A 26,306-nucleotide genomic window follows, 5' to 3' on the forward strand; every position below is an offset into this window, starting at 1 on the left:
GCTCCCGCCGATCGATCGAGATCGACGGAGGAAGCGCGAAGGTCTCGTGAGCGGACCGATGGGGAGGCGGATATGCAGGGCAAGCGGGTCGAGCGCGTCGTTATTGCGGGCGGCGGAACGGCGGGGTGGATCGCAGCGGCGGCGCTGGTCAAGCAGCTCGGTCCGCTGATCTCGGTCACGCTCGTCGAATCGGAGGAGATCGGGACGATCGGCGTCGGCGAATCGACGATCCCGACTGCGCGCAGCTTCCACGAATTGCTCGGCATCTATGAAGACGCCTTCATGCGCGCGTCGCAGGCGACGTTTAAACTGGGGATATCGTTCGAGAACTGGGGACATGACGGCACCCGCTATTTTCACCCGTTCGGATCGGTCGGCCGTTCGGTGTGGATGGGCGACTTCCAGCATTTCTGGCTTGAGGCGCGACGGCAGGGCCTGACCAACGCCGACTATGGTGATTTCTCGCTCGAGCAGAACGCGGCGCTCGCCAGCCGCTTCACGCGCGATGGCAAGCCGCCCTTGGCCTATGCGTATCACCTTGATGCCGGAGGCTATGCGCGCTTCCTCCGCTCGCTCGCCGAAGCCGCGGGCGTCCGCCGGGTCGAGGGCAAGATCCGCAGCGTGCCGGTCGACGCCGAAAGCGGAGAGATCGTCGCGCTCGAGCTCGAATCGGGCGAGCGAATCGAAGGCGACCTCTTCATCGACTGCACTGGATTTCGGGCGCTGTTGATCGGTGAGACCCTCGGCGTGAAATTCGAGGACTGGGGCGAGTGGATCGCGACCGACCGTGCGCTTGCGGTGCAGACCGAAAGCACCGGGCCGGCGGTGCCGTACACGCGGGCGATCGCGCACGGCGAGGGGTGGCGGTGGAAGATTCCGCTGCAGACCCGCGTCGGCAACGGCCTGGTCTATGCGAGCGATTTCCTTTCGGAGGACGAAGCGGTGGCGCGGCTGCTCGGCTCGATCGACGGGCGGCCGTTGTTCGATCCGCGGCCGATCCGGTACCGGACCGGGATGCGAACGAGCAGTTGGTCGCGTAACTGCATCGCGCTCGGGCTCGCCTCGGGGTTCGTCGAACCGCTCGAGTCGACGAGCATCCATCTGATTCATGTCGCGGTGACGCGGCTGATCCAGCTGTTCCCGTTCGCCGGGACGACCGCCGCGCTCGCCGACCGCTACAACGCCCAGTCCGCGCGCGAATGGCAGGGCGTCCGCGACTTCGTGATCTTGCATTATAAACAGTCGGAGCGCGCCGACACGGCGTTCTGGCGGCGTTGCCGCGATATGCCGATTCCCGATTCGCTTGCCGAGCGGATCGCCTTGTTCCGCGAATCGGCGATGGCCTATCAGGGTGGTGAGGACCTATTCCGCGTCGATTCGTGGGTTTCCGTAATGCTCGGCCAGGGGCTGATGCCGCGCGACTGGCACCGCGTCGCCGAATTGCTCAAGCCCGGTGAGCTGGGGCAGGCGCTGGGAGATCTCAGGAAGGGCATTGCCGCGACGGTCGCTGCGACACCCGCCCACGATGCCTTCATTGCGCGCTATTGCGCGGCGGCGTGAGCCGGCGTCAGCTCGGTGGTGTCGGGCAAAAGGCGGCGAGGACCGGGGCGATGTCGGTCCGCGGTGCCGGTGTCTTTCCGGCCGCCAGCACGCGGTCGCGGATCGTGGCGACCGGCGGCAGCGACGGATCGCCGTCCGCGGCATAAGCTGGGTCGGCCTCGGCCTTCGCCAGCGTCGTGAAGGCGAAATTCTTCTGACGGTAAAGCGCAAGCAGGCGCGGCAGCATCTTCGCGTCGAACGCGCCAGCGTGCATCAGTAGGACATACGGGATGTCGCGACCGTACACGGCCTTTGCATTGGCGCGGGCTTCGTCGGCGGCGTTGGCGGCGGCGGTCAGATAGCTCGTTTCGAGCTGCGTGATCGCTCCGGCGTCGTGGCTCGCGAGGCAGCGCGCGTACGGCGGATTCCACAAATAGTCGTCGAAGCTCATCGTCACCGCGGCGATGCGGTAGCCGCGCGCGGTCAGCTCATGTCGCAGCGCGAGCCGCGCCGCCGGGTCGCGACCCTCGGCGAGATACGGGTAGCGGAACCAGTGCCAGTCGGTGGTGCCGGCGAGTGCGGCGACCAGTGACTCGTTGCGGACGATGTCGGCGCTCGCTGCAGGTGCGCCAACCTCGTCGAGATTGAGGTGCGACCAGCCGTGGTTGCCGATCGGTAGCCCCGCGTCGCGCCACAATTGCAGCACCGGCATGTCGTTCTCGCGCTCGGTCAGCACGCCGTTGACGAAGCCGTAGACCTCGCCGACCCGCGAGGCTTTGAGCGCGGCGACGATGTCCCCGACGATGGCGAGGCGCGTCGTCCCGATCGGCAACGGGCCGTGCGCCGGGAGATCGTCGAAGGTGATCGCGATCGACGGACGCGCCTGGGCGCTCGCCGCGCCGATGGCGATCAGGGCGGCGATCGCCGGGAGAAACCGCCGCCGACTCATTGCCTCAGCGCGCGATCGTCAGCGTCGCCGATTTCAAAGCGACCGAGCTGTTGCCCGCCATGATCTCGAACTCGCCGGGTTCGACGACGCGCTTCATCTCGAGGTTCCACAGTTCGAACGCGCGATGGTCGAGGGTGAACTTGACCGTTCGCGCTTCGCCCGGCTGGAGCGTCACGCGCTCGAACGCCTTCAGTTCCTTGACCGGGCGCGTCACCGACGGGACCTTGTCATGGACGTACAGCTGGACGACCTCGTCGCCCGCGCGCGCGCCGGTATTGCGGACCTCGACGCTGACATCGACCGTGCCGTCGGGCCGGATCGTCGGCGTCGACAGCCGCGGTTCGCCGACCGCGAAGGTGGTGTAGCTCAGGCCGAAGCCGAACGGGAACAACGGGGTCTTGTCGCTGAACAGATAGCCGCGGTGCGCCGACGGCTTGTAGTTATAGAACATCGGCAGCTGCCCGACCGAGCGCGCGATCGTCACCGGCAGCTTGCCACCGGGATTGACGTCACCGAACAACGCGTCGGCGAGCGCTGTGCCGCCTTGCTCGCCGAGATACCATCCCTCGACGACAGCGTTCGCCTGCTCGGCGACGCGGTTGATCGCGAGCGGGCGGCCGTTGATCATCACGACGACGATCGGCTTGCCGAGCGCCTTCAATGCGTTGAACAGCGCCTGCTGCTCGCCGACGAGGTCGATGCTGGCGCGGTCGCCGAGGTGATTGTCGGCCCAGCCTTCGCGGCTGGTCTGCTCGGTGTCGCCGATCGCGAGCACGATCGTGTCGGCCCCGCGCGCAACGTCGACCGCAGCGGCGATCCGCTTCGCATTCTCGGCGGGGTCGGCGAGGGTGACCTTGTCCTCCCACCAGTCGTCGTTCTCGGTGATTTTGACCCCGAGCGATGTGACGATCCTGGCGCGCGATCCGACCTTCGCCTTGATCCCGTCGAGCAGCGACACCGTCACCGGCGGCTGGCCGTAATAGCCGCCCAGCCGGGCGACCGCGGCGTTCGGCCCGATCACCGCGATGACCGGAACCGCAGCGCCAAGCGACGGCAGCGCCAACGGCAACGTCCCGTCATTCTTGAGTAGCACCATCGACCGCGCCGCCGCGACCCTGGCGAGCGCGCGCGCATCGGCGTTGTTGGTCACCGCGACGGCGGCCTTGGCGTCGGCGTACGGATGCTCGAACAGGCCGGCGCGGAACTTGATCTCGAGCATCTTGCGGACCGCGTCGTCAATCAGCGCGACCGACACGCGGTTCGCCGCGACCGACGCAGCAAGGGTTTTGTAGCTGTTGCCGTCGGGCAGGTCGCTGTCGACCCCGGCCGAGAGCGCGATAATCGCCGCAGCCTGATGGTCGGGGGCGATGTGGTGGAGGTCGGCAATCTGGTCGATTGCGGAATAATCGCTGACGATCGCGCCGGTGAAGCCCCATTCGCCGCGCAGGACGGTTTGGAGCAGCCACTTGCTCGCGTGGCTAGGGACGCCGTCGATCTCGTTGTACGACGGCATCACCGCCCCGGGTCCGGCGCGCGCGATCGCCTGCTCGAATGGCGGGAAGAAGTTTTCGCGCAGCTCGCGCTCGGAGATCGGCGCCGGTCCGGTATTGGTGCCGCTCTCGGGCTGGCCGTGTCCGGTCAGGTGCTTAAGCGTCGCGAAGACTTTGCCCGGTGCGAGCATCTGCGGCTTGCCGACGCCTTCGAGCCCCTCGATCGCGGCGACGCCGAGTTCGCCGACAAGATAGGGGTCCTCGCCGAAGGTCTCCTCGATCCGCCCCCAGCGCGGGTCGCGGGCGATGTCGACGACCGGCGAAAGCGCTTGCGTCACGCCGCGCGCCGACATTTCGCGCGCGGTGACGACGTTCGTTCGCCGGACCAGATCGGGGTCCCAGCTCGACGCCAGGGCGATCGGTACCGGGAAGCTCGTCGCGCCGAGCGCGGCGTACCCGTGCAGGCCCTCCTCATGGAACAGGATGGGGATGCCGAGGCGGGTGTGGGTCAGGGCATCGCGCTGGAGGTCGTTGACGAGTTCGATCGTGCTGCGGACATCGCGGCCGGCAAGGACGCGCGGCGACACCGCCCCGGCGGCGTCGGACGGGCGTGCGAAGCCGCCGATACCATTGGGATACAGCGTCGCGCGCGCTGCCGGATCGAGGCGCTGGTGCGTGTCGAGCAGCTTGACCTTGCCCTCCCACACGGTGACGAGCTGGGCGACTTTTTCGGCGAGCGTCATGCGGGCAAGAAGGTCGTCGACCCGCGCCGCCACCGGCGCGTGCGCGTCCCTGTATAGCGGGCGCTCGACAGCGGCATTCGCCGGCAGGGCGAGCGATGCAGCGAGAATGAGACCGACAGTGCGCGGACGCGCTCCTGATCGCAGGCGAACGGGCCGCCGGATTGGACGCAAAAACATATATCCTCCCTCGCGGGTCGTCGCCGGGCTTGACCCGTGAAGCGCAACCCTTTCTTGATAGCGCTAACATGCTTCAATCGCCGAAACCATGTCAATGTCGACCGGCCTGACCAGCATCCGATCGTACGATCGACGTCGCGCGACGACTGCTGGCACGCCGAACATAAAGGTGGATGGTGCGAGGCCTTCGAGGGGTGCGTTGCGTACCTCAAGGCAACATCGTACCGACATCGGGGGAGCAGGATCTTTGGCAAAACCACCGGGACGTCCGCAGCGCCGTTCGACAACGATCAGCGATGTCGCGCTCAAGGCCGGCGTTTCGCCGATGACGGTTTCGCGTGTCATCAACGGCGAGGCAAACGTTCGCCAGACAACCCGCGATACGGTCAACGCCGCGATCGCCGACCTGAATTACTCGCCGAATCCCGCCGCGCAGAGCCTCGCCGGGGCGCAGCCGATCAAGATAGGCATGCTCTACAGCAACCCGAGCGCGGCCTATCTCAGCGAATTCCTTGTCGGCACGCTCGACTATGCCAGCCGCGCCAACATCCAGCTGGTGATCGAGAAATGCGATACCGGCGACCAGGCCGAGGCGGCCGCGCGCCACCTGCTCGCAGGCGGCGTCGATGGCCTCGTCCTGCCACCGCCGCTCTGCGACACCGAGCAGGTCCTGTCGGTCCTGCGCGCAGCCGACGCAATCGGCGTGACGGTCGCGAGCGGCCACCCCGCGCCAGGCTTTTCGGCGTTCAGCATCGACGACCATCGCGCGGCATACGAGATGACCGCGCACATCATCTCGCTCGGCCACCAGCGGATCGGCTTCATCGTCGGCGATCGCGAGCACCCGTCGAGCCTGTTGCGCCTCGCCGGCTTTCGCGACGCGATGGCGGCCGCCGGGCTCGACGTTCCCGACGCGCTGATCAAGTACGGGCTGTTCACCTATCGCTCGGGCCTCGACGCCGCCGAAGAATTGATCGGGGTCGACGGCCCGCCGTCGGCGATCTTCGCGAGCAACGACGACATGGCGGCGGCGACCGTCGCGGTGGCGCACCGCCACGGCATCGACGTGCCGAGTGACCTTACCGTTTGCGGCTTCGATGACACCGCGCTGGCGACGACGATCTGGCCCGAATTGACGACCATTCGCCAGCCGATCGCCGACATGTCGCTCGCCGCAGTCGAACTGCTCGTCAAGGAAATCAGGGCGTATCGCGCGGGCGAACCGATGGAGCCGCAACACTTGCAACTCGACTTCAAGCTTATCCGCCGCCAGTCCGACGCTGCGCCGCGCCGCCGCCCGTCGATCATGGTGTCGCGCCCATGACGCCGGACAAGGAGCCGGTGCGGCGGTTTCGCTCGCGCGACTGGTTCGATGCGCCGGGCCGCTCCGACATGGCGGCGCTTTACCTCGAGCGCTTCATGAACTACGGGATCACCGCCCCCGAACTCCGCTCGGGCCGCCCGATCATCGGCATCGCGCAAAGCGGCAGCGACTTGTCGCCGTGCAACCGGGTCCATCTCGAACTGGCGAAGCGCACCCGCGACGGCATCCGCGACGCCGGCGGCATTCCGATGGAGTTCCCGACGCATCCGATCTTCGAGAACTGCCGCCGCCCGACCGCGGCGCTCGACCGCAACCTCGCCTATCTCGCGCTCGTCGAAATCCTTTACGGCTACCCGATCGACGCCGTCGTCCTGACGACCGGTTGCGACAAGACCACGCCGTCGGGGATCATGGCGGCATCGACCGTCGATATCCCCGCGATCGTGCTGTCGGGCGGCCCGATGCTCGATGGCTGGCACGACGGCGAGCTGGTCGGATCGGGCACGGTCATCTGGCGCGCGCGACGCAAGCTCGCGGCAGGCGAGATCAGCGAAACCGAGTTCATCGACCTCGCGAGCGACAGCGCGCCGTCGGTCGGGCACTGCAACACGATGGGTACCGCGTCGACGATGAACGCCGTCGCCGAGGTGCTTGGGCTGTCGCTGCCCGGATGCGCCGCCATCCCCGCCGCATACCGCGAGCGCGCGCAGATGGCGTATGCGACCGGCGTCCGCATCGTCGAAATGGCGTACGCCGACCTGCGCCCGTCGAAAATCCTCACCCGGGCGAGCTTCCTCAATGCGATCCGCCTCGTCACGGCGATCGGCGGCTCGTCGAACGCGCAGCCGCATGTCATGGCGATGGCGCGCCACGCCGGCGTCGAGCTGACCCCGGACGACTGGACGACGTTCGGCTACGACCTACCGCTGCTCGCCGACGTCCAGCCCGCAGGCCGCTTCCTCGGCGAGCGTTTTCACCGCGCTGGCGGCGTCCCCGCCATATTGTGCGAACTCGCCGCGGCCGGGCACCTCGACACCGACTGCCTGACGGTCACCGGCAACAGCCTCGGCGATAACATCGCCGGGCGCGACAGCCACGACCGCGAGGTCATTCGCGCCTTCGACGAACCGCTCAAGGAGCGCGCGGGCTTCCTCGCGCTGTCGGGCAATCTGTTCGACTTCGCGATCCTTAAGATCAGCGTGATCTCAGAGGAATTCCGCACCCGTTACCTCAACCGCCCGGGTGCCGAAGGCGTGTTCGAGGCGCGCGCGATCGTCTTCGAAGGCTCCGATGATTACCACCACCGGATCAACGACCCGGCCCTCGACATCGACGAGAATTGCATCCTCGTGATCCGCGGCGCCGGCCCGATCGGCTGGCCGGGGTCGGCTGAAGTGGTCAACATGCAGCCGCCCGACGCGCTGCTCCGCCGCGGTATCGCGTGGCTGCCGACGCTCGGTGACGGGCGTCAGTCGGGGACGTCGGACAGCCCGTCTATCCTCAATGCCTCGCCCGAAAGTGCGGTCGGCGGCGGCCTCGCCTGGCTCGCGACCGGCGACACGATCCGCATCGATACCAACACCGGTGAGTGCAATGCCCTGGTCGACGACACCGAGATCGCGCGACGTCGCGCCGAAACCCCGCCGCCGATCCCTGCGAGCCACACGCCGTGGGAGGAGCTGTATCGGGAAAAGACAGGCCAGCTATCGACCGGCGCTGTTCTCGAGATGGCGGTTAAATACCGCCGGGTCGCCGAGACTACCCCACGCCACAATCATTGACGCAACCGGGCCGAGGCGTCGCCTCGGCCGGTAATCGCTCAGCCCACCATGTCCTCGAGCTCACGACCGCGCGTCTCCTTGATCAGCGCGCGAACGAAGAAGAACGAGATGAGCGCGCTCGCCGCGTAGAAGCCGTAGGTGAGCGGCAGGCCGACCCCGGCTGCGAGCGACGGGAAGCTGACCGAGATCGCGAGGTTCGTCATCCATTGGGCGAGCCCCGATACCGCGAGCGCCGACCCGCGCATCTGGTTGGGGAACATCTCCCCGAGCATGACCCACATCACGGGGCCCCACGACAGGTTGAAGAAGACGACGTAGGCGTTCGCTGCAACCAGCGCGATGAGCCCGGTCTGGTCGCTCATCTTGAGCGCCCCCCCGGTCGTGATCGCGGTCGAGAAGCACACCGCTAGGATCGTCAACGCCACCGTCATGCCCGCCGACCCGACGAGCAGCAGCGGCTTGCGGCCGATCTTGTCGATGACGAGGATCGCGAACAGACAAGCGATGATCGACAGGCTGCCCGACAGGATATTGATCTTGAGCGCGTCGTTCTCGCTGAAGCCGACCGACTGCCACAGCACCGAGCCGTAATAGAAGACGATGTTGATGCCGACGAGCTGCTGGAACACCGCGAGCCCGATCCCGGCCCAGACAATCGGCCGGATCTTGCCGGTGGTATTGTCGAGCAGGTCCGAAAACGACGGCCGATGATGGTCGGTGGCGAGGCTCGACCGGATTGCGGCGACCTTGTGCGGCGCTTCCTCCGGGCCGAACAGCCGTGCCAGCACGACTTCGGCTTCGGCGTCGCGGCCCTTGAGGACGAGGTAGCGCGGGCTTTCGGGGATGAGCAGGAGCGTGACGAAGTAGATCGTCGCGGGGATGACCTGGAGCCAGAACATCCAGCGCCATGCCGGCTGGTCGAACCACAAGGTGCCGAGCGACCCGCCCGCCGAATGCGCGAGGACGTAGTTGGCGACGAACGCTCCGGTGAGCCCGGTGATGATCATGATCTGCTGGACGCTCGACAGGCGGCCGCGCGCCGCTGCGGGCACGACCTCGCTGATGTAGACCGGCGCGAGGATGCTCGCCGCGCCGACGCCGAGGCCGCCGACGATGCGCGCGAGGATGAACATCAGCGACGACGTCGCGGCACCGGCGCACAAGGCGCTGATGATGAACAGGAATGCCGCGATCTTCATCACCGTGCGGCGGCCGATCCGGTCGGCGAGCCGCCCGGCGATGAACGCGCCGGCGGCGCAGCCGAGCAGGATCGCGCCGACGTTGAAGCCGGTGCCGAGCGTCGACAGGTTGAACGCTTTTTCCAGCCCGGCCTGCGTGCCGTTGATGACGCCGCTATCGTAGCCGAACATGAATCCGCCAATCGTCGCGACCGCCACGATCAGCGCGATAAAGGCGACGTTTACTTGGTCGATTGTCTTGGTTGCCACGATACCCCCTCAGGTTTTTATATTTATGATCGATGTCAGTGCAGCGCGACGATCGCTTCGGTCGCCGGAAGCCCCGCCACGTCGACTGTGAAGGCGAACAGGTCGCCGGCTTCGGGCTGCGTTGCGAGCGCCGTAGCGTCGAGGCCCTTGCGCGCGGTCGTGACGTAAGCGGTTTTCAGGTCGGCACCGCCGAACGCGATCTTGGTGATATTCGCGGTCGGCAGGCGCACGGTCTCGATCAGGCTGCCATCGGGCGCGTAGCAGCGTGCCGCCCAGCCGCCGAACAGTCCAGTCCAGACGTTTCCCGCGCTGTCGACGACCGGGCCATCGGGATAGCCCGCCCCGTCTTCGATCTCGACGAAGGTCTTAGCCGCGCCGAGGCTGTGGTCGTCGTTGACCTCGACCGCATGGATCGTCCGGCCGAGCGTGTCGGTGTGATATAGCGTCCGGCCATCGGGCGAGAACGCCGGGCCGTTGGTGATCGCGACTTCGGGTAGTCCGCTATGGACGACGCCGCGCGCATCGAGCGTGTAGAGCGCGCCGCTCAGCGCCGCCTCGGCATCGTCCATCGAGCCAAACCAGATGCGGCCATGCGCGTCGGTGGTGGCGTCGTTGAGGCGATTGCCTGGGAGGTGCGCTTCGGGGACGACGATCGGCGCGAAGCTGCCGTCGGCGGGATCGAAGCGCTCGATGCCGCATTGCATGCCGACCGCGAAGCCGCCGCCGCTGATCGGAAGGATCCAGCCCGGCTGCGCCGCGACACTCCAGCTGGTCAGCGCGGCGTCGGCGGGATCGAAGCGGTGGACCTGATGACCCTTGATATCGACGAACCACAACGTCTGTTCGCGCGTCACCCAGACCGGGCCCTCGCCGAGCATCGCCCCGACACGGCACGCCAGTTCAGGGCGGCCCGACGGCATCAGCGCCAGCCGGCGTCGACGAAATAATCGTGGCTCGTGCACATGCGCGCATCGTCGGAGGCTAGAAAGAGCACCAGCGCGGCGACGTCGACCGGCATGATCCGTGCGTCGAGACACTGCGCGGCGACGATCTCGGCTTCGCCCTCCGGCGTGTACCATTTCATCTGGCGCGGCGTCTTGACGTTGCCCGGGACGATCGTGTTGACGCGGATATCGAAGCGCCCGAGGTCGCGCGCGAGGCTGCGCGTCAGGCCTTCGACCGCCGCCTTCGCGGTCTGGTAGAGGACGAGGTCAGCGAGCGCGAGATGCCAGCTGATCGACCCGAAGTTGAGGATGACCCCGCCGCCCGCGCGCTTCATCGCGGGGACGACTGCCTGCGCGGCGAAGAACTGGTGGCGCAGGTTGACCGCCATCCGCTCGTCCCAATAGTCGGGCGTGACCTCGGCGATCGAATGTCGGTCGTCGCTCGCGGCGTTGTTGATCAGCACGTCGATCCCGCCGAGCTGCTCCTCGATCGCCGACAAGGTCGTCTTGAGACTGGCAATATCGGTAACGTCGCAGCGCAGGTAGAGCGGAGCATGCGCCGCGTCGCTGCTCAGCCGTTCGACGAGCGCGTGGCTCGGGCCGTCGACGATATCGACGAAAGCGACGCGGGCCCCCTGTTCGACGAAGGCCTCGACCAGTCCCTCGCCGATTCCGCTGCCGCCGCCGGTAATAACGACGCGCTTCCCGGCAAGGCTCGGGTAGCGTGCGCGACCAGCCGCAGGCGCTGCCGACAAATCCTGCGTCTCGGAGGCGGCGGTGCTCAATGCCCCGATCCCGACAGGAGGCCGCGCCCGGCGAGGTTCTGGAGCAGCTGGCTGATGCCAAACGTCCACGGCGGCGCGAGATTCGATGTCGTCACGCGGTTGACGAGGCGACCGAGCATCGGCGTCGAGATCGAGACGCGGTCGCCGACCTTATGCGTGAAGCCGCGCCCCGGCTCGTCGCGGTCCTTGGTCGGCGCGAACATCGTGCCGAGGAACAGCGCGAAGCCGTCGGGATATTGATGCTCGCTCATCGTCTGCTTGAGCAAGTTCGTCGGGTCGCGGCTGATCTGGCTCATGCTGCTGGTGGCGGTCAGGGTGTAGCCGTCGGTCCCCTCGATCAGCAGATTGACCTCGGCACGGCGGACGTCGTCGAGCGAGAAAGCGTCATCAAACAGGCGGATGAACGGCCCGATCGAACACGATGCATTATTGTCCTTGGCCTTGCCGAGCAGCAGCGCCGAACGACCCTCGAAGTCGCGCAGGTTGACGTCATTGCCGAGCGTCGCGCCGACGGCATGGCCGCTCGAATCGGCGATCATGACGATTTCGGGTTCGGGGTTATTCCACGTCGAATCCGATCGGATGCCGATCTCTGCGCCCCAGCCGACCGTCGACAGGATCTGCGCCTTGGTGAAGACTTCGGCGTCGGGGCCGATCGCGACTTCAAGATATTGCGACCACATGCCGTCGGCGATCAACCGGTCCTTGAGCGTCGCCGCCTCGGGCGATCCAGGGACGACCTGCTGGAGGCCGACGCCGATGATACCTTCGAGCCGCGACCTGACCGCTGCCGCCGCGCCCGGATCGCCGCGTGCGCTTTCCTCGATCACGCGTTCGAGCGCGGAAACGGCGAAGGTCACCCCGGCAGCCTTGACGCAGTGCAGGTCGATCGGGCTGAGCAGGTCGAGGCCTGCGTGGAGCGCCTCGAAGGTTCCGAGCTTCGTCCCGAGCGTTTCGTCCAACACGCGCTGCTCGACCAGCATCGACACGGTCGGAGCGGCGGCGGTCATGTCGTAGACGATCCCATCCGCGATGAGAATCGGTACCGGGCCGACAGCGGTCGCAATACGACCAAGGAGGCGGGCGGCCTGCCAATCGCTCGGCAGCGCGTCCGCGGTGATGCCCAGATCCATAATCCCCAAAGCTCTTTTATTGATAGCGCTACCATCGCTGGTGGCGAAATTAGTGTCAAGTTTGCTTTTATCGATGCTGATCGACCAGTCGCAAATGGCCGCTAGGGTCGCCGCGGCGAAGTGGGCATGCGACCCGGCGAAGTTATGATACCGTACAATCCGCATGGTGACCGCCGCGGCGGATCGCGCTAGGATAGTCTCCCTGGACCGGCGGTCGGACCAGTCGAAGAGGACCGGTATCAGGGATTGCGTCCATGTTCCGCCAACGCTTTACCGACAGTCTGTTTCACTGGAAGTCGGATGACAATCTACTGAGCGAGAAGTACCGGACACTGCTGCCGCAACGTCCGATGATGTACCTCGCGGTCTTCATTAACATATTGTTTCTGGATTATGTGTCTGCCCCGCGAATCGGCAGTGCTGCATACATCTTGCCGATCGTCGTTTGCGGGGTCATCGCCGTGCGCGTGATCCTCCTCTGGTCGCCGCAAGCCGCGGCGCGCGTCCTGACGGTAGCACAGATGCGCTCGTCGATGACCGCGACCCTGGTGGTGGCGTTCGCCATTTCGATCATCCTCAGCGCCTGGGGCGCAATGCTGGCGTATGGCGACGGCGCGACCAAGGCGTATGTTTCGCTGTTCGCCGTGCTGTGCACGATCAGCTGTGCGGTCTCGTTGTCGAGCCTGCCGCTGGCGGCGTATATCGTCGTCGCCATCGGGACGATTCCGCTGTCGATCGCATTACTGTCGACCGGCGACACGATGCTCGCGAGCATGGGGGCGAACATCCTTCTCGTGTCGCCGCTCGTCATCAGCATGATCTACCGGCAGGACCAGCAGCTTCGACGGATGGTCGAGACGCGCAGCGACATTGCGTATGAAAAGATGAAAGTCAGCGATCTCGCGTACCGCGATTCGCTGACCGGCCTCGCCAATCGGCTGGCATTCCTCGACGCCCTCAAAATGGCCTCCTCGGTACAGCCATCGCGTGCGCTGGCGATCGGGATGGTCGATCTCGACGGCTTCAAGGTCATCAACGATACCTATGGCCACCGGACCGGGGACGAGCTGCTTGTTGAAACGGCGCAGCGTTTCCAGCGGCTCGACATGGGCGACGCGGTGATCGCGCGACTGGGCGGCGACGAGTTCGCGGTTCTTTTGCGCGACGTCGGCGGCCCGGATGACGCGCAGCGGCGCCTCGTCCGCATCGCGAACGCCTTCGACGAGCCGTTCGTCGTCGGCGGCCACGTCTTTCGACTGCGGGCATCGATCGGTCTCGCGCATGATGTGTCGGGCGCCGCGTCGTCGCTGTCGTTGATCAATCGCGCCGACCTCGCGATGTACGAGGCGAAACGCGCGCATAGTTCCGACATCTATACTTTCGAGCCGGAAATGGAGGCGCGGACCCGACGCCGGATCATGGTCGAGCAGGCGCTTGCGTCGCCTGTTGAAAACGACCTCATCACGCTCAATTACCAGCCGATCGTCGATGCGGCGAATGGCCGGATCATGGCGTTCGAGGCGCTGGCACGCTGGACCCATCCCGAACTCGGCGTCATCCCGCCGGCCGAGTTCATCCCGCTCGCCGAACAGGCCGGCATCACCAGCCAGATGACGATGCACTTGCTGTCGATGGCCTTGCGGGCGGCGTCGGCGTGGCCGGCCGACGTCGGCCTGTCGTTCAACCTGAGCGCCGCCGAACTGAACTCCCCCTCGATCGCCAGCCGTATCCTGACGATCGTCAGCGAGCTTGAGTTCGAGCCAGGGCGGCTGTCGATCGAAGTCACCGAAACCGCGCTGCTCAGCGACTTCGTCGCGGCACGGGCCGCGCTATCGGCATTGCAGCGCGGCGGGCTCCGCATCCTGCTCGACGATTTTGGCGCCGGCTATGCCTCGATCGGCTACCTGCGCGAAATCAACTTCGACGGAATCAAGCTCGACGGCAGCTTGATCGCGTCGTTGATCGAAAGTCCGGCGGCGCATGACCTGCTGGTCGGCGTGCTGCATCTTTGCCGGGCGATCGGGGCGCCGGTGACTGCCGAGATGGTCGAAAGCGCCGCGCAGCACGACCTGCTCCGCGATCTCGGCGTCCAGAAGCTTCAGGGTCATTTCCTGTCGCGGGCGTTGACCGCCGACGATGCGTTGCAGGCGTGTACCGACAACCAGGTGCGCACGCTCCCGGTTCAATCCTCGATCGTATTTCTCAACAAGCGCGAGTCGCGCAAGGTCGCCTGAACCGCGGCGGTCGCGAAGACGCGCAAAGCTGCGGGCCGGGCACAAGGCCCGACCCGCTCGTCGATGCTTTAAAGCGTACGCTCGCGCTCTTCGATCTCGTACGTCTCGATGATGTCGCCCGGCTTGATGTCGGTGTTGTTCTCCAAGCCGATACCGCACTCGAGCCCGGAACGGACCTCGTTGACGTCTTCCTTGAAGCGCCGCAGCGACGAAACGTTGGCGACATAGATGACGACATCGTCGCGCATGACGCGAGCCCGCAGGTTGCGCTTGATCGTGCCTTCGATGACACGCGCACCAGCGGCCTTGCCGGTCTTGCCCGCCTGGAAGACTTCGAGCACCTGCGCGCGGCCCACGACGTTCTCGAGGAACTCGGGACCGAGCTGCCCTGCCATCGCCGCCTTCACGTCGTCGATCAGATTATAGATGACGTCGTAATATTTGAGCGCGACGCCGTCCCGCTGGGCGAATTCGCGTGCCTTGGCGTTGGCGCGGACGTTGAAGCCAATGATCGGCGCCTTCGATGCCGCCGCCAGCGTGACGTCGGACTCGGTAATCCCGCCGACCCCCGAATGCAGCACCTTGACCTTGATGAGGTCGGTCGAGATCTTGTTGACCGCGCTGACGATCGCCTCGACCGATCCCTGGACATCGCCCTTGATGACCATTGGATACTGCTGCGCCTTAGCTTCGCGAAGCGCGTTGAACATCTGCGCAAGGTCGGCCGGCGGACCAACGGTGCGTTCGGCGGTGATGAGCCCGGCGCGATACGCCGCAACCTCCTTCGCGCGTGCCTCGGTCTCCATGACGCTGAACGGGTCACCCGCACGCGGGACGCCCGACAGGCCGAGCACCTCGACCGGGACCGACGGCCCCGCAGTCTTGACCTGGACGCCCTTGTCGTTGAGCAGCGCGCGAACCTTGCCCCACTCGGCACCGACGACGAAGACATCGCCGACTTTGAGCGTGCCGCGGTTGACGAGTACCGTCGCGAGCGGACCACGGCCCTTGTCGAGCTTCGCCTCGATCACCGTCGCCTCGGCGGCGCGGTTCGGGTTGGCGGTGAGTTCGAGCACCTCGGCCTGGAGCAGGACCTTCTCGAGCAGGTCGTCGAGCCCGGTCTTCTTGGTCGCCGACACCTCGACATCCTGGACGTCGCCGCCCAACTCCTCGACCTGGACATCGTACTGGAGCAGCGCGGTGCGAATTTTCTGCGCATCGGCTCCGGGCTTGTCCATCTTGTTGATCGCGACGATCATCGGCACGCCCGCCGCCTTGGTGTGGGCGATCGCCTCGATCGTCTGCGGCATGATCCCGTCGTCCCACGCCACCACGAGGATGACGATGTCGGTGACGTTCGCCCCGCGCTTGCGCATGTCGGTGAAGGCTTCATGGCCCGGCGTGTCGAGGAAGGTGACCTTTTCTCCGCCCTTCAACGCCACCTGATACGCGCCGATGTGCTGGGTGATGCCACCGGCCTCGCCCGCGACGACGTCGGTGCCGCGAAGTGCGTCGAGCAGGCTGGTCTTGCCGTGGTCGACATGGCCCATGATCGTCACGACCGGGGGCCGCGGCTCGAGATCGGTATCGATATCGACCGCGCCGATGACGCCGACTTCGACGTCCGAATCGGACACGCGAACGATGTTGTGGCCGAACTCGACGACCAGCAACTCGGCAAGGTCCTGGTCCATCGCATCGGTCATCGCCATCGGCGAGCCGAGACGGTTCAGCGCCTTGAGCAGGTCGCTGCCACGCTCGGCCATGCGGTTGGCGAGCTCCTGGACGGTGATCTCCTCCGGCACGACGATGTCGCGAACCTGGCGTGCCTGACCGGCGCCGCCGCCGTGGCCGCGATGCTGCTTCTCACGCGCGCGGCGAAGTGCGGCAAGGCTGCGGGTGCGGACGCTGTCGTCGCTGTCGAGCGCGCGGGTGACGGTGAGCTTGCCCTGGCGGCGGTCGTCGACGCGGCCGCGCGACGGACGCGCGGGCAGGCCGCGCTTGCCGCCTTCTTCCTCGTCGATGATCGGCGTGATCGTGCCGGGCAGGCGGCCAGCGGCAACCTTCGCCTCGGGCGGACGCAGCGCGGCTTCCTCCTCGGCCTTCTTCTTTTCCTCGGCGCGGAGCTTCTCCATGCCGATCGCTTCGGCCTTTTCGATCTCCTCGCGGCGGCGCGCTTCCTCGAGCGCCTGCATCCGCTGTTCCTCGGCCTCGCGCAGCATCGCGGCGAGCCGCTCCTGCGCGGTCAGCCGGTCGGGCGCAGCGGGGGTCGGGGCCGGGCGGCCGCGATTCGGTGCTGGACCGCGCGGCGTCGCCTGCGCCGAACGGACCGGCGGGGCTGGAGTGGGCGTCGGGGCGACGGGAGCCGCAGCAGCGGGTGCTGCCGCAACCGGCGCGGGGGTCGCAGCCGGGGCCGGGGCCGAGGTTGCAACGGGCTCGGCGCGGACCGGAATCGGCGCGCGTTCGACCGGGGTGAACATGACCGGGGGCACGACCGGGCGCGCCGGGACGGGCGCAGGCGCAGGCTCGACCGGCGCTGGCACGGCGGGCGTCGCGACCGGAGCCGGTGCGGCGGCGGGCTCGGCAACGGGGGCCGGTGTCGGCTCGGGGGCCTTCGCGACGGGGGCGGCGGGCGCGACCGGGGTGGCGACGGGGGGCGCTACCTGTGCGGGTACGGGTGCGGCCGCCGGTGCGGGGGCCTCGACGACGGGTTCCTCGCGGACTTCACCCGGACGATGGAGGACGCGCGCGCGCTTGACCTCGACCACGACCGACTTCGAGCGGCCATGGCTGAAGCTCTGCTTGACCTTGCCGATCTCGACCGTCTTGTTCAGACCGAGCGGGGCACGCATGCCGAGCTTGGGTTTGTTGTCGTCACTCATGCGTTACCCTGATGCCTTTAGCGGGAGCGGCGTTCGCCCCCATGTCGTTGAAATCCAAGCCGTTGAAGGCGCGCCAGCGGGCAACCGCCCCGCTCACACGCACTGCCGCCGCCGTCTCGCAGACTGCGGCGTGTACCACATTCTCGCGACCGAGCGCCAAGGACAAAATCTCGCGTCCCACCGGTAAAACCAGCGACACGACGGTGTTCGGTGCGCCCTTCGCCTTGCCGTCGAGCTTCGCCATGCCGTCGGACGCTGCGTCGTTCGCGTGAAGCAGCAGCCGGACCCGCCCTGCGCTCAACGCATCGCCGATCCGCTCCGATCCCCAGATGAGGTGCCCGGCCTTGTTTTCCAACCCGAGCCGGTCGAGCGCGCGGCGTTCGAGCCCAGCAGCGATCGTCTCGACGAGCGTGTCGGGGACGGTAATGCTCGTCGTCTTAAAGGCGCGCATCAGCACGCCGCGCAGCTTGCCCTTGGCGGCGGCGGTGGCGATCAACGTCCGGTCGGGCGACAGCCATGCCCCGCGCCCCGGCGCCCGCGCCGCGAGGTCGGCGTGGACCCCCCCGGCGTCGTCGAGCGCAAGGCGGATAAACGCGTCGCGCGACCCGTGCTCACCCGTCAGGATGCATTTGCGTTCGGGGGCCGACGGTTTCCCGGTCGGTCCCTGAACGTCGATGTCGGTCGCTATGCCGGTTTCATTCTGGGACATCCGCGTTAGCGACCTCCCCAGCTTCCGGCTTCACTTCTTCGTCGAACCAGTGCGCGCGTGCCGCCATGATGATGCGGTTGCCGTCGTCTTCCGACAAGCCGAACGTCTTGAGGATGCCGTCGCGCTTCGCCACGAGTTCGTCGCTGGCGAGGTCGCCAAGGTCGTCGATCGTCTTGATGCCGGCATGGCCGAGAACGACGAGCATCGCTTCGGTCAAGCCGTCGATCGCGGCAAGCGCATCGTCGACGCCAAGGCCACGGCGCTCCTCGCGGGCGGTGGCTTCCTTGCGGTCCAAGGCGTCCTGCGCGCGCTGCTGAAGCTCGCCGGCGAGGTCGTCGTCGAAGCCTTCGATCGCCGCGAGTTCGGCGACGTCGACATAGGCGACTTCCTCGAGCTCGCTGAAGCCTTCGGCAACGAGCAGCTGCGCGAGCGTCTCGTCGACGTCGAGCTCGGTCTGGAACAGCTCGGACTTCTCGACGAATTCCTTCTGGCGCCGCTCGCTCTCGTCGGCCTCGGTCATGATGTCGATCTGGCGTCCGGTCAGCGCGCTGGCGAGGCGGACGTTCTGCCCGCGGCGGCCGATCGCGAGGCTCAACTGGTCGTCGGGAACGACGACGTCGATGCGGTTGTCCTCCTCGTCCATCACGACCTTGCTGACTTCGGCCGGCTGGAGCGCGTTGACAACGAAGGTGGCGACGTCGGGCGACCACGGGATGATGTCGATCTTCTCGCCCTGAAGCTCCTGGACGACCGCCTGGACGCGGCTGCCCTTCATGCCGACGCATGCGCCGACCGGGTCGATCGACGAGTCGCGGCTGATCACGCCGATCTTCGCGCGGCTGCCGGGGTCGCGCGCGACCGCCTTGATCTCGATGATGCCGTCGTAGATTTCGGGGACTTCCTGCGCGAACAGCTTCTTCATGAACTCACCCGCAGCGCGGCTGAGGAAGATCTGCGGCCCACGGATTTCGCGGCGGACCGATAGGATCAGCGTGCGGACGCGGTCGCCGACGCGCAGGACTTCGCGCGGAATCTGCTGGTCGCGGCGGATCACGCCTTCGGCCTTGCCGAGATCGACGACGACATGGCCGAACTCGGCACGCTTGACGACGCCGGTGATGATCTCGTTCACCCGGTCCTTATATTCTTCGTACTGGCGGTCGCGCTCGGCATCGCGGACCTTCTGGACGATGACCTGCTTCGCCGCCTGCGCGGCGATACGGCCGAATTCGATCGGGGGCAGCGGGTCGACGATGAAATCGCCAAGCGCCGGGTTCTTCTGCAGCTTGGCGGCGTCGACGAGGTTGATCTGCTTGAAGAAATCTTCGGGGGCTTCGACGACTTCGAGGACGCGCCACAGCCGCAGGTCGCCGGTCTTCGCATCGATCTTGGCACGGATGTCGTTCTCGGCGCCGTAACGCGCACGCGCGGCCTTCTGGATCGACTCCTCCATCGCCTCGATGACGATCATCCGGTCGATCGACTTCTCCCGTGCGACGGCGTCGGCGATCGCGATCAGTTCGGCGCGGTTGGCAGTGACGGCGGCGACGCCTTTGGTCGCGGTGGCGGCTTGGGCCATGTCAGTCCTCATCCTGCGTGTTGTCGTTGTCGGCAAATTCGGCCGGGTCTTCGACGATCTGCTCGGCATCGCCGAAATCGAGCGGGCGGCTGGCGGCGATCAATTTGTTGGTCAGCACCAGCTTGGCGCTTTCGATCGCGGCAAACGGCACCGTCACCGGGCCAACCGTCGGTACGTTGAAATCGACATTCTCGCCGGTCACGCCGACGATCGCGCCGTGGAGCCGGGCGCGCCCGTCGATGCTCTCGGTGAATTTCACCCGGACATCGTGCCCGGCCCATTTAGCATAATCGCCGAGCCGGGTGAGCGGGCGGTCGATCCCCGGCGATGATACTTCGAGCGCGTATTCGGCCTCGATCGGGTCCTTCTCGTCGAGCATGTCGGACAGCGCGCGGCTCAAGGTCTCGCATTGCTCGAGCGTCAACTGCCCAGTCGCCGGGTCCTCGGCCATCACCTGCAATGTCTGCCCGGCCTTCGACCCGTTCATCTGGACGCGCACGAGGGCAAGCCCCTGAGCGGTGGCGATCGGGCCGATCAATTCGGCGAGGACGGCGGCTGTAGCCAAATGAACCCTGTACGACATTCGCGGCGGTCCGGAGCGTTCCGGGCCGACCTTCGCAAGCTGACGATGTGAAGATAAAGGCGATATAGTCCCACGGACCGAACGGTGCAACACGATTACACAAATCGCAGCATGTCGATCTATGGCCGGGAGCGATGCCTGACATCGTGTGGCGGATGCGGCGGGACCGGCAGCGTCGAATAAAAGGTATTTCCGCTCAGAGTCGTCAACTCGCGAAAACGTGGTCCAGGCGATGAAGAGCCATGCGTTCGCCAAGCGGTGACGTTAGGAAAGATCGCCTTTAGTGACACTACATCTTCGGTAGCCGCGGTCACACTGTCGGCAATGAACTGGCGGTAGGCTTTTTGCAGCGGGTGATGCGAATCATTGGCGAACCGCAAGATGTCCTGCAGATTAGCACCCATGCGCGCATCGAGAATCGGGTAAGCGCTGAAGCCTGCAAACTGGTTGCCAAGCTCCACGATGTCGGTCGGCGTGGTTGCTCCACGCGCGCCATATTCACGCGGCGACTTCAGCCGGTTTTCAATCGTTTGACGCATCAGGCGCATCGACGAAAGATTTTCCTCGGCTCGATATTTGTTGATGTAGCCCGGAGAGGTTGCCTCAAGCAGGAACAAACGTTCCATCGCGCCGGCATCGGTGCTGGCGGGCGCAAGGTGGACCTCATCGTTACCATTGGGGTCACCCATCGATGCGTCGCTCAACAGTGAAAGTATTGCCGAACTTTCGACAAGCTCGCACGATCCTATTCGCCGTCGCCCGGGTCAGCTGATAAGTACTTCCGTCGACGTCGTTGCCAGCAACGACGTCGCGGTCGAGGTCGAGGTAACGACGAGAGCCCGCGATCGCCCTCGGGTTGCTCTCCTGCGGCTCCCACAAAATCAGCTTGTTTGCCGTCAGCCACTGCACATATGCTTGGCGATCACGACCGACCACCTGCCCCACGACGCAAAAGCGGTTTTTCTGGGCATGGCCAAGTTCGTTGGTCAGGACTTGAAGCTGCGACCGGACGTCGCTGAACTCGGTTTGGCCCAAAACTGAAAACCAGCGGATTTCGTTTCCCGCCGAGGCTGGCGAGGACAGCTGGACCGTAACCAGAATTAAAGCACACGCTCTAATTGAGAGTGACGTCTTGTAGCCCATTACTGAGGCTTAGAACAATATCGGTCGGGAGCCAAGATGTCCCATCCCGGGCGTTCAGCGCGATCGCATGGCTTCCGAACCCATCGTGCGCCCGCTAAGAGTGCATCAATACCGCAAAGGAGACGCATATGTCCTTCAAGCTCGCCCTGCTGCTCTCCGCCGTACTGGCCGTGCCGCTGACCGCGGCGCCGATGCCGCAGCCGGTCGCGCCCGAAGCGCGCTGGGTCACTGTCGGCGCGCTGCGAGTCGCGGCGCTTCACGACACCGACTTCCTCATCCCCAACGACGGCGGGACCTTCGGCGTCGATGCTGGCGTGCCTGCGGTAACGGCGGTGCTCGCCGCGGCGGGGGCGCCGACCGACACGGTCCGGGTCGGGGTCAACGCGCTGCTGGTCGAGCTGCCGGGGCACTTCGTCCTGATCGATACCGGCGTCGGCGTTGCGGCGAGCCAGCTCATGCCGAGCCTCACCGCGGCCGGGGTCAAACCGGGCGATGTTACCGACGTCCTCATCACCCACAGCCACGGCGATCACGTCGGCGGCCTGATCACAAGCGACGGGGCGCAGGCGTTCCCGAATGCGAAAGTACGCATGTCGGCGGCCGAATGGACCTTCCTCCAGGCGAACACCGGCGCGGCGAAGCTGGTCGCGGCGATCACCCCGCAGGTCGCGACCTTCACCCCCGGTACGATGGTCGTTCCCGGCATCACCGCGATGTCGATCCCCGGCCACACGCCGGGCCACGTCGCCTATGAGATCGTCTCGGGCAAGGTGCGGCTGCTCGATATCGGCGACACCGCGCACAGCACGATCGTGTCGCTGGCGAAGCCCGACTGGTCGATGGGCTTCGATTCGGACAAGGCGGTCGGCAAGGTCAGCCGCCGAGCGGAACTGACGCGGCTCGCCGCGAGCCACGAGATGATCTTTGCGCCGCACTTCCCGTACCCCGGCGTCGGCACGATTGCCGCCAAGGGCGACGGCTTCACCTGGGTTCCGGCGGCGGCGTCGAGCTTTACGAACTGACGCCCTTCGCTCGGCACGCATCGGAGCAGTAACGGACGTTCTCCCAATCGCGCTCCCACTTCTTGCGCCACGCGAACGGGCGGGCGCAGGCGGCGCAGATCTTCGTCGGGAGATCGGCCTTCTTGACGCCCTTCGGCATCAGGCGGCGAGCGTCCGGTCGAGGAACGTCTCGACCTCACCGAGCGGAATGTCGCGGGCGATGAAAGCGTCGCCGATGCCGCGGGCAAGGACGAAGGCGAGCGTGCCGTTCCGCATCTTCTTGTCCTGGAGCATATGCGCCATCAGCGGCGCAGCGGTCGTCGCGATCCCGCGCGGGTGGTTCGGCAGACCGGCGCGGGCAAGATGATCGGCGACCCGCGCCGCGTCGGCAGGTGGGCACAAGCCGCGCTCGGCGGAAAAGGCGAACGCCAGCGCGCAGCCGATCGCGACCGCCTCGCCGTGGAGCAGCCGGTCGGAGAACCCTGCCTCGGCCTCGAGCGCGTGGCCGAAGGTGTGGCCGAGGTTGAGAAGTGCGCGGGTGTCGCCGGTTTCGCGCTCGTCGGCGGCGACGATCGCGGCTTTGGCAGCGACGCTGGTGGCGATCGCATGTGTCCGCGCGGCGGGATCACCCCCGAGCAGCGCAGCGACGTTGGCATCGCACCAGTCGAAGAATGCCGCATCGCCGAGCAGCGCAGTCTTGACGACCTCGGCATAGCCCGCGCGCAATTCGCGCGGCGGCAGCGTGTCGAGCAGGGACGGGTCGATCAGCACCGCGGCGGGCTGGTGGAACGCGCCGACGAGGTTCTTGCCCGCCGTCGCGTTGATCGCGGTCTTGCCGCCGACCGAGCTGTCGACCTGCGCGAGCAATGTCGTCGGGATCTGGACGAATTTACATCCGCGGCGAAGGATCGCGGCGGCGAACCCCGTCAGGTCGCCGACGACCCCGCCGCCCAGTGCAACGACGACGTCGCCGCGCTCGACGCCGAAGCCGAGCAGGCTTTCAACGACGGTTTCGAGCGTCCGCCAGTTTTTCGTCGCCTCGCCGGGGGACACGATGATCGGCGCGATCGTCAGCCCCGCCGCCGTCAGCGCCGTCCGCAGCGGTTCGAGATGGAGGCGCGCGACGGTCGAATCGGTAACGACGGCGATATGCTTGCGCGCAGTCAGCGGCGCGACGATCTCCCCGGCGCGCGCGAGCAGGCCGGACGCAATGTGGACGTCGTACGCCCGCTCGCCGAGCGCGACCCGGACGATCATCGCGGCTTCGCCAGCGCGGCGAGGATCGCGCGGACGGTGGCGTCATGCGGAGTCGGCTTGCTGCTGATATGGATATGCGCCTCGGCGTAGAGCGGGTTGCGGATCGCGGCGAGCTCGCTGAGCACCTCGGCGGGATCGCGGTCGCGGAGCAGCGGCCGCGTATTGCGCCGCCGGACGCGCTCGGCGAGCGTCGCGATATCGGCGTCGAGCCAGATCGCGACCGCGCGGGCAAGAATCAGCGCGCGGGTGTCGGCGGCGACGAAGGCACCGCCCCCGGTGGCGACGACCTTGACCGGGCCGTCGATCAGCCGGGCGATGACGCGGCGTTCGCCGTCGCGGAAATGCGCCTCGCCGAAGCGTTCGAAGATTTCGGCGATCGACAGGCCCGAAGCGCGCTCGATTTCGGTATCGGCATCGACGAACGGCAGTCCGAGCCGCGACGCCAGCCGACGCCCGATCGTCGACTTGCCTGCGCCCATCAGCCCGACGAGCACGATCGTCCGCGTCGGCGCCGCTGCGGGCGCAGCACGCGACACTGTCGCCGGTGCTGCCGCGACCCGCGGCGGGTGGGCCGTTGCGGCCGGGCTTTTTGCGTCGCACTCCATGACAAGCTTACGCTATACACCGCGCCGAAGACGGGCAAAGCCCCGCGACATTGGTATCGGGAATAGAACGACATGCGGTTTTTGTTGTGGGTCTTGCTTGCGGTCCTGGTGATCGTCGTGGGCGGGGTCGTCTATCTGATGACCGCCAACGTCCCCGCGCCGACGCACCACGTCGAGCGCGTCATCCCGAACGACCGCCTTGGCCACTGATCGCCGTCCCCTCGCGCTGCTGCTGATCGCGGCATTCGCGGCTGGTCCGTCGGCTGCGCAGGTCGCGCCCGCGCCCGACGCCGCAGCGGCTCCGGGGGCTGCGCCGAAGTCGCTGCTGCCCGATAGCTTCGGTGCGGCACCGTCCGCCCCGGTCGTCGCGCCCGCGCCGCTGGCGCTGCCCCCCGCGCCGGATGCCGATGCGACGCCCGACGCCGTCGCGCCTGCCGATGCGGCAGCCGCAACAGCAACGACCGCTGCGGCGGCCGCCGAGCCGAGCGGGCCGCCGCTCGGCAGCGTCGGTCCGCTGACCCCCGATGCGGGCGGTTATGGGCCAGACGTCTTCGCCGGGTCCGACGGGCGCTTCGTCGCCGGCCTGCTGCGGCGGCTGCGGACCCCGGTCGCCGCGCGCTGGGCGCATATCGTCCTGCGTCGCGCGCTGCTGTCGGAGGCTCCCGCCCCGGCCGGTATCAACGCGGGCGACTGGATCGCCGAGCGTGCGCGGACCCTGCTCGAGATGGGCGAGATCGACGGGGCCAAGGCGTTGATCGACAATCTGCCGATCGACCGGGTGACGCCGCGGCTGGTTCGCGTCGAGGGGCAGGTCCACCTCGCCGCCGCCGATCTCCCCGGCCTGTGTCCGCTCGCCGACACCGGCGGCGCGGTCTCGACCGACCCGCTGTGGAAGCTGAGCGAGGCGATGTGCGCGGCGATGGCGGGCGACGACATCACCGCGGCGAGCGGCTTCGACGGCCTGCGCGACGGTAACCAAGTTGACCCTTTCGACATCATGCTCGGCGAGCGCATTGCGACGATCAGCGGGGCCGGTGGCGGTCGCGCGGCGAACGTCGAATGGGACGCGGTCGACCGGCTGACGCCCTATCGCTTCGGCGTCGCGACCGCCGCGGGAGTCGCGGTGCCGCTTCCGCTGCTGACCAAGCTCGCCGAGGCGACCGGTGGCACGAGCTGGGGCTGGGTGCTCCGCGCGCCCGGACAGGCCGCCGACGTCCGCGCGGCGGCGCTGCGCCCGGCGGCGGCAATCGGCATCGTCTCGGTCGACGACATGGTCAGCGCGATCAGCGCGGCGAGCGCCGATCTCGATCGCAGTGCGCTCGACGCGTCCCCGGCGGGAACGCTGCGCGCCGCTTATGCCGCGCCGACGACGGTCGAGCGCGTCGCGGCGATGCGGACGATCTGGGCAAGTGGCGCCGACGAGCACGACCGCTATGCCGCGCACGTCGAGACCGCGCTCGCCGCCGCGCGGTTGCCGGTCGATCAAGCGGTGGCGTCCGACGCGCCCGAATTGATTGCGTCGATGCTGTCGGCAGGGATCGAGGACCGCGCCGCCAAATGGTGGCCGGTCGTCGCGCGCGGCGACGACGCCGCGAGCCGCAGCGCGTGGGCGCTGCTCGCGGTCGGTGCGAATGGCGGCATAGCAGTATCGCCCGACCGCTTCGCCGCTTACGCCAAGGACGTCTCGCCGCACCGCGCGGCACTGCTGCTCGCGGCACTCGACGGCTTGGGCCATGCGCGCGGCAGCGACTGGAGTTCGTCGAAAAGCGATGCCGGGCTGACCGTCGCCAACAGCTGGAGCAGCGCGATCGACGCGGCGGCGGCGGCGCACCGTACCGGCGAGGTCGCGGTCCTCGCTGCGACCGGGCTGCAGGTGCGTTGGGCGGCGGTGTCGCCAGCGTATTTCGCGCACATCATAGCTGCCTATGTTGCGGTTGGCTGGAACCACGAGGCGCGAATGCTCGCCGCCGAAGCCGTCACGCGGGGGTGACGGGAGCGGT

Annotated in this window: 22 protein-coding genes; 7 read left to right on the top strand and 15 right to left on the bottom strand. The window is 67.0% G+C overall.

Annotated elements, in window-relative coordinates:
• The first annotated feature begins 72 nt into the window (after positions 1 to 72).
• Positions 73 to 1,560 carry a tryptophan halogenase family protein gene (locus KZX46_RS07830; RefSeq protein ID WP_219776130.1) on the top strand — a complete coding sequence of 496 codons (1,488 nt, stop codon included), beginning with the start codon at positions 73 to 75 and terminating at the stop codon, positions 1,558 to 1,560.
• A 7-nt stretch (positions 1,561 to 1,567) separates the two neighbouring features.
• On the opposite strand, the gene KZX46_RS07835 is transcribed toward KZX46_RS07830, so the two are convergent.
• The gene (locus tag KZX46_RS07835) at positions 1,568 to 2,488 is read right to left on the bottom strand and encodes a polysaccharide deacetylase family protein (RefSeq protein ID WP_219776131.1); all 921 of its coding nucleotides are present in this window, start codon (positions 2,486 to 2,488) and stop codon (positions 1,568 to 1,570) included.
• A gap of 4 nt (positions 2,489 to 2,492) precedes the next feature.
• On the bottom strand, positions 2,493 to 4,898 hold the full coding sequence (locus KZX46_RS07840; protein ID WP_219776132.1) for a glycoside hydrolase family 3 N-terminal domain-containing protein: 2,406 nt from the start codon (positions 4,896 to 4,898) through the stop codon (positions 2,493 to 2,495).
• Between the two features lie 325 nt (positions 4,899 to 5,223).
• Here KZX46_RS07840 and KZX46_RS07845 point away from each other — a divergent pair, with 325 nt between their 5' ends.
• Together KZX46_RS07845 and KZX46_RS07850 are read left to right on the top strand one after the other, a co-directional pair.
• On the top strand, positions 5,224 to 6,222 hold the full coding sequence (locus KZX46_RS07845; RefSeq protein ID WP_255602405.1) for a LacI family DNA-binding transcriptional regulator: 999 nt from the start codon (positions 5,224 to 5,226) through the stop codon (positions 6,220 to 6,222).
• Positions 6,219 to 8,003 carry an IlvD/Edd family dehydratase gene (locus tag KZX46_RS07850; RefSeq protein WP_219776133.1) on the top strand — a complete coding sequence of 595 codons (1,785 nt, stop codon included), beginning with the start codon at positions 6,219 to 6,221 and terminating at the stop codon, positions 8,001 to 8,003. Before KZX46_RS07845 ends, KZX46_RS07850 begins: the two co-directional genes overlap by 4 nt.
• Before the next feature lie 38 nt (positions 8,004 to 8,041).
• On the opposite strand, the gene KZX46_RS07855 is transcribed toward KZX46_RS07850, so the two are convergent.
• The 4 genes from KZX46_RS07855 to KZX46_RS07870 are packed head-to-tail and all read right to left on the bottom strand — an operon-like array spanning position 8,042 to position 12,313.
• Entirely contained in the window at positions 8,042 to 9,451 is a 1,410-nt protein-coding gene (locus KZX46_RS07855) for a sugar porter family MFS transporter (protein WP_219776134.1), read from the bottom strand.
• Between the two features lie 35 nt (positions 9,452 to 9,486).
• Positions 9,487 to 10,371 (bottom strand): SMP-30/gluconolactonase/LRE family protein, encoded by an 885-nt coding sequence (locus KZX46_RS07860; protein WP_219776135.1) that lies wholly within the window; start codon positions 10,369 to 10,371, stop codon positions 9,487 to 9,489.
• The gene (locus tag KZX46_RS07865; protein ID WP_370647506.1) at positions 10,371 to 11,180 is read right to left on the bottom strand and encodes an SDR family NAD(P)-dependent oxidoreductase; all 810 of its coding nucleotides are present in this window, start codon (positions 11,178 to 11,180) and stop codon (positions 10,371 to 10,373) included. The genes KZX46_RS07860 and KZX46_RS07865 overlap by 1 nt, the downstream gene beginning before the upstream one ends.
• Positions 11,177 to 12,313: a fumarylacetoacetate hydrolase family protein gene (locus KZX46_RS07870; RefSeq protein WP_219776136.1), complete on the bottom strand. Its 1,137-nt coding sequence runs from the start codon at positions 12,311 to 12,313 to the stop codon at positions 11,177 to 11,179. Before KZX46_RS07870 ends, KZX46_RS07865 begins: the two co-directional genes overlap by 4 nt.
• Positions 12,314 to 12,567: 254 nt before the next feature.
• Here KZX46_RS07870 and KZX46_RS07875 point away from each other — a divergent pair, with 254 nt between their 5' ends.
• A complete protein-coding gene (locus KZX46_RS07875; RefSeq protein ID WP_219776137.1) occupies positions 12,568 to 14,547 on the top strand; it encodes a bifunctional diguanylate cyclase/phosphodiesterase in 1,980 nt (659 codons plus the stop codon).
• A gap of 68 nt (positions 14,548 to 14,615) precedes the next feature.
• On the opposite strand, the gene infB is transcribed toward KZX46_RS07875, so the two are convergent.
• The 6 genes from infB to KZX46_RS07905 all read right to left on the bottom strand — a co-directional run bounded on the left by infB (position 14,616) and on the right by KZX46_RS07905 (position 21,443).
• Positions 14,616 to 17,429, bottom strand: a complete 2,814-nt coding sequence (gene infB / locus KZX46_RS07880) for a translation initiation factor IF-2 (protein WP_219776138.1) — start codon at positions 17,427 to 17,429, stop codon at positions 14,616 to 14,618.
• The gene (locus KZX46_RS07885) at positions 17,422 to 18,138 is read right to left on the bottom strand and encodes a DUF448 domain-containing protein (RefSeq protein ID WP_219776139.1); all 717 of its coding nucleotides are present in this window, start codon (positions 18,136 to 18,138) and stop codon (positions 17,422 to 17,424) included. Before KZX46_RS07885 ends, infB begins: the two co-directional genes overlap by 8 nt.
• Positions 18,125 to 19,717, bottom strand: a complete 1,593-nt coding sequence (gene nusA / locus KZX46_RS07890) for a transcription termination factor NusA (RefSeq protein WP_219776140.1) — start codon at positions 19,715 to 19,717, stop codon at positions 18,125 to 18,127. Before nusA ends, KZX46_RS07885 begins: the two co-directional genes overlap by 14 nt.
• Before the next feature lies 1 nt (position 19,718).
• Entirely contained in the window at positions 19,719 to 20,282 is a 564-nt protein-coding gene (locus KZX46_RS07895) for a ribosome maturation factor (RefSeq protein WP_219776141.1), read from the bottom strand.
• 137 nt (positions 20,283 to 20,419) lie between these two features.
• Positions 20,420 to 20,989 (bottom strand): hypothetical protein, encoded by a 570-nt coding sequence (locus tag KZX46_RS07900; protein WP_219776142.1) that lies wholly within the window; start codon positions 20,987 to 20,989, stop codon positions 20,420 to 20,422.
• Entirely contained in the window at positions 20,982 to 21,443 is a 462-nt protein-coding gene (locus tag KZX46_RS07905; protein WP_219776143.1) for a hypothetical protein, read from the bottom strand. The genes KZX46_RS07900 and KZX46_RS07905 overlap by 8 nt, the downstream gene beginning before the upstream one ends.
• A 128-nt stretch (positions 21,444 to 21,571) precedes the next feature.
• On the opposite strand from KZX46_RS07905, the gene KZX46_RS07910 reads away from it, so the two are divergent.
• Entirely contained in the window at positions 21,572 to 22,465 is an 894-nt protein-coding gene (locus KZX46_RS07910; RefSeq protein ID WP_219776144.1) for an MBL fold metallo-hydrolase, read from the top strand.
• Here the strand turns inward: KZX46_RS07910 and KZX46_RS07915 are convergent.
• The 3 genes from KZX46_RS07915 to KZX46_RS07925 are packed head-to-tail and all read right to left on the bottom strand — an operon-like array spanning position 22,455 to position 24,180.
• Positions 22,455 to 22,604, bottom strand: a complete 150-nt coding sequence (locus tag KZX46_RS07915) for a DUF2256 domain-containing protein (RefSeq protein ID WP_219776145.1) — start codon at positions 22,602 to 22,604, stop codon at positions 22,455 to 22,457. The two genes, KZX46_RS07910 and KZX46_RS07915, sit on opposite strands and share 11 nt — an antisense overlap.
• Complete coding sequence (aroB, locus tag KZX46_RS07920) at positions 22,604 to 23,701, bottom strand: 3-dehydroquinate synthase (protein WP_219776146.1); 1,098 nt, start codon at positions 23,699 to 23,701, stop codon at positions 22,604 to 22,606. Before aroB ends, KZX46_RS07915 begins: the two co-directional genes overlap by 1 nt.
• Positions 23,698 to 24,180: a shikimate kinase gene (locus KZX46_RS07925; RefSeq protein WP_255615536.1), complete on the bottom strand. Its 483-nt coding sequence runs from the start codon at positions 24,178 to 24,180 to the stop codon at positions 23,698 to 23,700. Before KZX46_RS07925 ends, aroB begins: the two co-directional genes overlap by 4 nt.
• 198 nt (positions 24,181 to 24,378) lie before the next feature.
• Between KZX46_RS07925 and KZX46_RS07930 the strand changes: the two genes are divergently transcribed.
• Together KZX46_RS07930 and KZX46_RS22820 are read left to right on the top strand one after the other, a co-directional pair.
• Complete coding sequence (locus KZX46_RS07930; RefSeq protein ID WP_219776148.1) at positions 24,379 to 24,516, top strand: hypothetical protein; 138 nt, start codon at positions 24,379 to 24,381, stop codon at positions 24,514 to 24,516.
• Positions 24,506 to 26,296 carry a hypothetical protein gene (locus tag KZX46_RS22820; RefSeq protein ID WP_226896172.1) on the top strand — a complete coding sequence of 597 codons (1,791 nt, stop codon included), beginning with the start codon at positions 24,506 to 24,508 and terminating at the stop codon, positions 26,294 to 26,296. Before KZX46_RS07930 ends, KZX46_RS22820 begins: the two co-directional genes overlap by 11 nt.
• The last annotated feature ends 10 nt before the right edge of the window (positions 26,297 to 26,306 follow it).

It is taken from the genome of Polymorphobacter sp. PAMC 29334, assembly GCF_019431245.1.
GTDB classification, from domain to species: Bacteria; Pseudomonadota; Alphaproteobacteria; order Sphingomonadales; family Sphingomonadaceae; genus Polymorphobacter_B; species Polymorphobacter_B megasporae.